At 62.0% G+C, this 6,000-nt stretch carries 5 protein-coding genes; 4 read left to right on the top strand and 1 reads right to left on the bottom strand.

The features are described from left to right. Positions 1 to 167 precede the first annotated feature (167 nt). The 4 genes from ACIGKL_RS24830 (at position 168) to ACIGKL_RS24815 (ending at position 4,456) form a co-directional block, all read left to right on the top strand. Complete coding sequence (locus ACIGKL_RS24830; RefSeq protein WP_397489009.1) at positions 168 to 1,067, top strand: hypothetical protein; 900 nt, start codon at positions 168 to 170, stop codon at positions 1,065 to 1,067. 28 nt (positions 1,068 to 1,095) lie between these two features. Further along, the gene (locus ACIGKL_RS24825) at positions 1,096 to 1,626 is read left to right on the top strand and encodes a hypothetical protein (RefSeq protein WP_397489008.1); all 531 of its coding nucleotides are present in this window, start codon (positions 1,096 to 1,098) and stop codon (positions 1,624 to 1,626) included. Between the two features lie 605 nt (positions 1,627 to 2,231). After that, on the top strand, positions 2,232 to 3,158 hold the full coding sequence (locus tag ACIGKL_RS24820) for a sulfurtransferase (RefSeq protein ID WP_397489007.1): 927 nt from the start codon (positions 2,232 to 2,234) through the stop codon (positions 3,156 to 3,158). A 125-nt stretch (positions 3,159 to 3,283) separates the two neighbouring features. Beyond that, positions 3,284 to 4,456, top strand: coding sequence for a YeeE/YedE thiosulfate transporter family protein (locus tag ACIGKL_RS24815; protein WP_397489006.1), 1,173 nt, complete (start codon positions 3,284 to 3,286; stop codon positions 4,454 to 4,456). A 221-nt stretch (positions 4,457 to 4,677) separates the two neighbouring features. On the opposite strand, the gene ACIGKL_RS24810 is transcribed toward ACIGKL_RS24815, so the two are convergent. After that, positions 4,678 to 5,916: an MFS transporter gene (locus ACIGKL_RS24810; RefSeq protein ID WP_397489005.1), complete on the bottom strand. Its 1,239-nt coding sequence runs from the start codon at positions 5,914 to 5,916 to the stop codon at positions 4,678 to 4,680. Positions 5,917 to 6,000: the final 84 nt, after the last annotated feature.

Here is a 6,000-nt window from a genome sequence, read left to right as displayed (position 1 = left end):
TCAACTGCAATTCGTTTCATAACGGCTCTCCCAACTCTCAGTCACCACGGTCCTGGGTATAGAACTGTGGCGCGGGGGAGTCCATTACAGCATTCAAATCGCTCGCTTCGCTCACTGGGACGGGCTAAAGCCCGCCCCTTAACCAAACGTTATACGTAGGCCGAGCCATGAGAAAAATTCAGAAATTATTGGCCAACTGGTTGTTCCCAAAATACATTTCAAATGCTTGTGAATCTCGCATCCCGAGATCAGGAGTAGCCGGAGCCAATGTAAACTGCTATGTATTAGCCATAGACAATAATGATTGTCCATTTTTCATAGCTACTGCAATCTCTGGCGACCAAATATCAGGGCTGGAATGGGACGGAAACTCCTACGCAAATGAAACCACCCTTACAGTCCAAGAGATTGAAAACAGAAATCTTAGAATCACACACTATTACGGGCTTTACGAAATAACCTATAAAGGCATCTGCGATGCCGCTTTCCATTACGCGACCAAATGGGCTTATATAAAAATTTGGCTTCACAGAAAACTAGACTCAATCAGTCAATATTTCTTCAATAAAAAGAAATTAGTAACAAAGAAAAGAATAGAACTATTAAAGTTCATGATGGACTCCCAGCTGGACCGCTCACACTCAGGAATCAGCTTCCATCAACTCATGACCGGTCTATATTCAATAAACTGGATACTACATCCAGCCCGCGAAGAGCAAGAGCGAAGGCTTGAGCTGTATTTAGAGTCACTAGTTAATTCAGGCGAGATATCCCAAATAAATCATGAGTACGTGGTGACTGGCAGCGCAATAAGTGCAATTGAGCGCTACGAAGAAGAAGAACGTCGTCACACCGAAGCAGTAAAATTACAAAAAAGAATGGTTTTACTAACACTAATATTAGTTTTTACCGCGCTAGTTCAATCCGGCGTAATCAAACTCCCCGTGCTAATCGACCTTACCCCAAAATTTCAGCAAGAGGAGTCTACGTATAACTATACGCTCAACCACGCTCGCTTCGCTCACTGGACTCACAAAAGCTACGCTTTTGTTCGCCGGTTAGCTTAATCGTTAGGGTTTCAAGAGGATATGCAAAATGGCCAAGCATAATTTGGGCGAGTTAGTCCCACTCCTCGAAGAAAAACTTGGAATAGAGCCAGGTTTTTTTGATTCTCTAGACAATGACGATGAGAACGATTGGTCATTCGTCATTAAAATGCACGCTCTTATTGAAGCAGCAATTTCTCACCTGCTAACAGAACATCTCGGAAAAACAGGTTTAGCTGATATTTTTTCGCGCCTCGATATGAGCAATAAATCTACAGGCAAAGCTGCTTTTATAAAATCACTTGGCCTACTTGATGAAGCGGAACGACGTTTTATAAGTTCATTTTCAGAGCTGCGAAACAAACTGGGGCATGACGTCAAGAACGTCAACTTTGATCTAACCGAACATGTCGAAAAAATGAACACCAAGGAAAGAGATATTTTTCTAAAAAATTTCAATCTCTTATCTACCGATGTAACTGACGACGTAAGAAATTTATTTAGGTTCGATCCTCGGCAAGCTATTTGGTATGCATCAATGGCCCTGCTGGGCATTGTGTATCTTCGTGTTCAACCCTAACAAGCATATATGGACTCTCCCCACAAGCACTGAGTAAAGCCTTGCTTTTGCACCTGTCGTCAGCGCGCTTGCATTCGTATATCCGGCCTGTTTTGGGCTTTACCACCCTGGCCATTGGGTAGTTCGCGCAGCGGGGGCCAAGCGTTCAATCGACCTCGAGGATCAGCATTGTTATCGGCCTTGTCCCGCTGCAGGACTCGCCTGTTCCGACAGTGCTGCTGCTCACCACAGCCACCAGAAAACCATCACGCCTGACTGATTACCCCCGCCGTCAGCCCAACGCCTCACGCCCCCCCATTCCGGCCCTGTTGGGCTTCGCTGCGCTCAGCCCAACCTGCGGTTCCAGCCGCTCTATTCGTCGCGGGGCCGGTCCGGCAGCGGCCCTGGCCGCTTGTCCTTGCCGGCCTGCTACTGGCGCAGGGTGGCCAACGCGAAGCTGGTCCACCTTCTCGACGGCATCGCGCTGCCGTTGCTTTGGCTCGCCGCGCTCTAAGGCCGACGCGGGCGGCTCACAACCGAACGACATATGCATAGCGACAAATATTTCTTCCGCTCGGCGCCTGGCTGGCTAGCCTCTGAACTGCCCCCTCAAGAGGTCATGCACCATGAACATCAAGTCCCTCCTCGGCGCCGGCCTGCTCGCGGTCGCCGCCCTGCTGCAGGCGCTGCCGACGCAGGCCGCCAGCCAATACCTGGTCAGCACCGACTGGCTGGAGCAGAACCTGAACGACCCCAAGCTGCGCATCGTCGAGGTCAGCGTGGTGCCCGGCGTCTACGAGCGCGGGCATATTCCCGGCGCGGTCAATTTCGCCTGGCACAGCGACCTGGTCGACCCGGTGCGCCGCGACATCGCCAGCCAGGAGGCCTTCCAGGCGCTGCTGCGCAAGGCCGGGGTGAACGACGACAGCACCACCATCCTCTACGGCGACAACAACAACTGGTTCGCCGCCTGGGGCGCCTGGGTGTTCGACGTGTACGGGGTGAGCAACGTCAAGCTGCTCGACGGCGGCCGCGCCAAGTGGGAGGCCGAGGGCCGCGCCCTGGACAGCCGCGCCAGCACGCCGAGCGCCGGCAACGTCACGGTGAAGGCCGCCAACAAGGCGCTGCGCGCCTTCCTGCCGGACGTGCTGGCCGCCGCCGAGAAACGCAGCGACGTGCAGCTGGTGGATATCCGCTCGCCGGACGAGTACAGCGGCAAGATTTTCGCCCCGCAGGGCGTGCAGGAGCTGGCGGTGCGCGCCGGCCACGTGCCCGGCGCGGTGAACGTGCCCTGGGGCCAGGCGGTGGCCGCCGACGGCACCTTCAAGTCGGCCGAGGAGTTGAAGCAGGTCTACGCCGCGGTGGGCATCGACGGCAGCAAGCCGATCATCACCTACTGCCGCATCGGCGAGCGCTCCAGCCACAGCTGGTTCGCCCTGAAGAAGATCCTCGGCTACGAGGTGCGCAACTACGACGGTTCCTGGACCGAGTACGGCAACGCCGTGGGCGTACCGGTGACCAACCTGGCCGGCACCGTCTGGGGCGGTAAGTAGCAGGCGTAGGGTGGACATGCCAAAGGCTTGTCCACCGCTTGCGACACCGAAGGTGGACAAGGCTGGCGCCATGTCCCCCCCTACGGCCAGGCGCGCGCTCCATCCCGGCCAGCCAAGGACCTGCCATGACCGCCAGCCGTACCCCGCTTTGCCGCAGCATGGCCCTGCTGCTCGCCGTCGCCCTGCTCGCCGCCGCCTGGCAACTGGCCGACGGCAGCAACCAGGGCCGCGCCTTCAGCTTCTCGCTGCTCGGCGGCGCGCTGTTCGGCCTGCTGCTGCAACGTTCGCGCTTCTGCTTCTTCTGCATCAGCCGCGACTTTATCGAACGGCGCGTGCCGGACGGCCTGCTCGGCCTGCTCGCCGCGCTGGCCGTCGGCACCCTGGGTTATCACGCGGTGTTCGGCGCCTTCCTGCCCGATCCCTTCGCCGGGCGCCTGCCGCCGGACGCCCATATCGGCCCCTTGAGCTGGGTGCTGGCGCTGGCGGCGACGGTGTTCGGCCTGGGCATGGCGATTTCCGGCTCGTGCCTCAGCGCCCATCTGTATCGCCTCGGCGAGGGCAACTTCGCCTCGCTGGCGGCGCTGGCCGGCGCGCTGCTCGGCTTCGCCCTCGGCTTTCTCAGCTGGAACCCGCTGTACCTGGCCGCGCTGCAGCAGGCGCCGGTGCTCTGGCTGCCGGGCCGGCTCGGCTACGGCGGCTCGCTGCTGCTGCAACTGGCGCTGCTCGGCGCCCTGGCCGCCTGGCTGCTGCGCTATCGCCAGGCGGGCAGGCCGGCCGAGGTACGCGGGCTATGGTCGCTGCTATTCGGCGTGCGCTGGCCGACCTGGGTCGGCGGCGTGCTGATCGGCGCCCTGGCGGTGCTGGCCTATTTTCGCGTCGGCCCGTTGGGGGTGACGGCCGAGCTGGGCAGCCTGGCGCGCACCGGCGCCGACAGCCTGGGCTGGCTGCCGGCGCGTCTGGAGGGGCTCGACGGTTTCGCCGGCTGCGCCACGGCGGTCAAGCAGACGCTGCTGTCGAACAACGGCCTGTTCGTGATCGGCCTGGTGCTCGCCGCCTGGGCCAGCGCCCTGGCCGCCGGCGATTTTCGCCCCAGCAGCGGCGCCCCCCGCGACTGGCTGCGCGGCCTGCTCGGCGGCGTGCTGCTGGGCTGGGGCAGCCTGCTGGCGCTGGGCTGCACGGTGGGCACGCTGCTGTCCGGGGTGATGGCCGGGGCGGCGTCGGGCTGGCTGTTCGGCCTGTTCTGCCTGGTTGGCATCGTGCTTGGGTTGAAGCTAAGACCGCTGTTGCGCTTGGGGTAAGGCTCCGTAGCGCGGATGAAATCCGGGGAAACCCGGCAGCAAAAAGCCCCGGATTGCATCCGGGCTACGTTGCTGTTGCGCTTGGGGTGAGGCAGAGGTCGGAGTTCGCCTGTAGCCCGGATGCGGTGCGCACGGCGCACCCTACGCGAACGCCGCGCTGCTTTGCTCCCCTCTCCCACTTGTGGGAGAGGGGCCGGGGGAGAGGGTGGCGCGCCTCGACGCTACCCGGTCTTGCCTGGCGAGGCATCCTCGAAGCGGTCGACCTGGCGCAGGCTCTTGAAGCCGAGCAGCCAGCCGCCGGTGACGGTCAGGGTGCAGGCGCAGCCAATCAGCGCCGCCGGCACCACGCCGAACCAGGCGGCGCTGGTGCCGGCGCGGAATTCGCCGAGCTCGTTGGACGAGCCGATAAACAGCATGTTCACCGCGTTGACCCGGCCGCGCATGGCGTCCGGGGTGGAGAACTGCACCAGCGAGGAACGGATGTACATGCTCACCATGTCCGCGCCGCCGGCCACCACCAGCGCGGCGAACGACAGCCAGAACAGGCTGGACAGGGCGAACACCAGGTTGGCCACACCGAACAGCGCCACCGCGGCGAACATCACCAGGCCGACCCGGCGGTTGAACGGCTTGATGCTCAGGTACAGGCCCACCGTCACCTCGCCGATGGCCATGGCGCTGCGCAGCAGGCCCAGGCCGGTGGGCCCGACTTCCAGCACCTCCTGGGCGTAGATCGGCAGCAGCGCCACCACGCCGCCGAGCAGCACGGCGAACAGGTCCAGGGAGATGGTGCCGAGGATGATCGGCCGCGAGCGGATAAAGCCGATGCCGGCGGTGAAGCGCGCCCAGGCCGTGGCTTCCAGCGCCTGCAGCTTCTCCGCATGGCGCACCGGCACCAGCGGCAGCAGCGCGGCGCCGGCGAGGAAGCCGAGCAGGCACACCGAGTAGGTCAGCCCGCCGCCGCCGATGGCGTACAGGCCGCCGCCCAGCACCGGGCCGGAGATGGTCGCGCCGCGCATGATCATGCTGTTGGCGGCAATCGCCGCGGCCAGGCGCTCGCGCGGCACGATCTGCGGCAGCAGGCTGGACAGCGCCGGCCCGGTGAAGGCGCGGGCACTGCCGTAGAGCACCAGCACGGCGTAGTAGCCACTCACCGGCGCCTCGCTCAGCGACAGCCAGAGCAGCGCGGCGGCGCACAGGCCTTCCACCAGCCAGCTGAGCAGGAGGATCAGCTTGCGGTCGAAGCGGTCGATCAGATCGCCGGCCGGCATCAACAGCAGCAGCATCGGCACGAACTGCGCCAGGCCGACGTAGGCCAGCGACAGCGGGTCGCGGGTGATGTCGTAGACCTGCCAGGCGACGACTATGGCCTGGATCTGCATGGCGAACACCGCCAGCAGGCGCGCGGCGAGAAAGGGCAGGAAACCGGGGAGGCGATAAACGGAAACGGCAGCGGACACGGTGCGAGCCTCGGGGCATGACCGGCGGGTGCCGGTCGAGGTGAGCCGGGCAATCTAAGACAAAGCGCAGCAGTGGGGCAAACG

The organism is Pseudomonas sp. NPDC077186 (assembly GCF_044543505.1).
Lineage (GTDB): Bacteria > Pseudomonadota > Gammaproteobacteria > Pseudomonadales > Pseudomonadaceae > Aquipseudomonas.
The sequence above is the reverse complement of the archived record's forward strand: the minus strand, read 5'-3'. Positions and strand labels throughout refer to the sequence as shown.

Excerpts from the sequence above, each read along its gene's own strand:
- ACIGKL_RS24830 (WP_397489009.1), top strand. The coding sequence starts at position 168 with ATGAGAAAAATTCAGAAATTATTGGCCAACTGGTTGTTCCCAAAATAC.
- ACIGKL_RS24825 (WP_397489008.1), top strand. The coding sequence starts at position 1,096 with ATGGCCAAGCATAATTTGGGCGAGTTAGTCCCACTCCTCGAAGAAAAA.
- ACIGKL_RS24820 (WP_397489007.1), top strand. The coding sequence starts at position 2,232 with ATGAACATCAAGTCCCTCCTCGGCGCCGGCCTGCTCGCGGTCGCCGCC.
- ACIGKL_RS24815 (WP_397489006.1), top strand. The coding sequence starts at position 3,284 with ATGACCGCCAGCCGTACCCCGCTTTGCCGCAGCATGGCCCTGCTGCTC.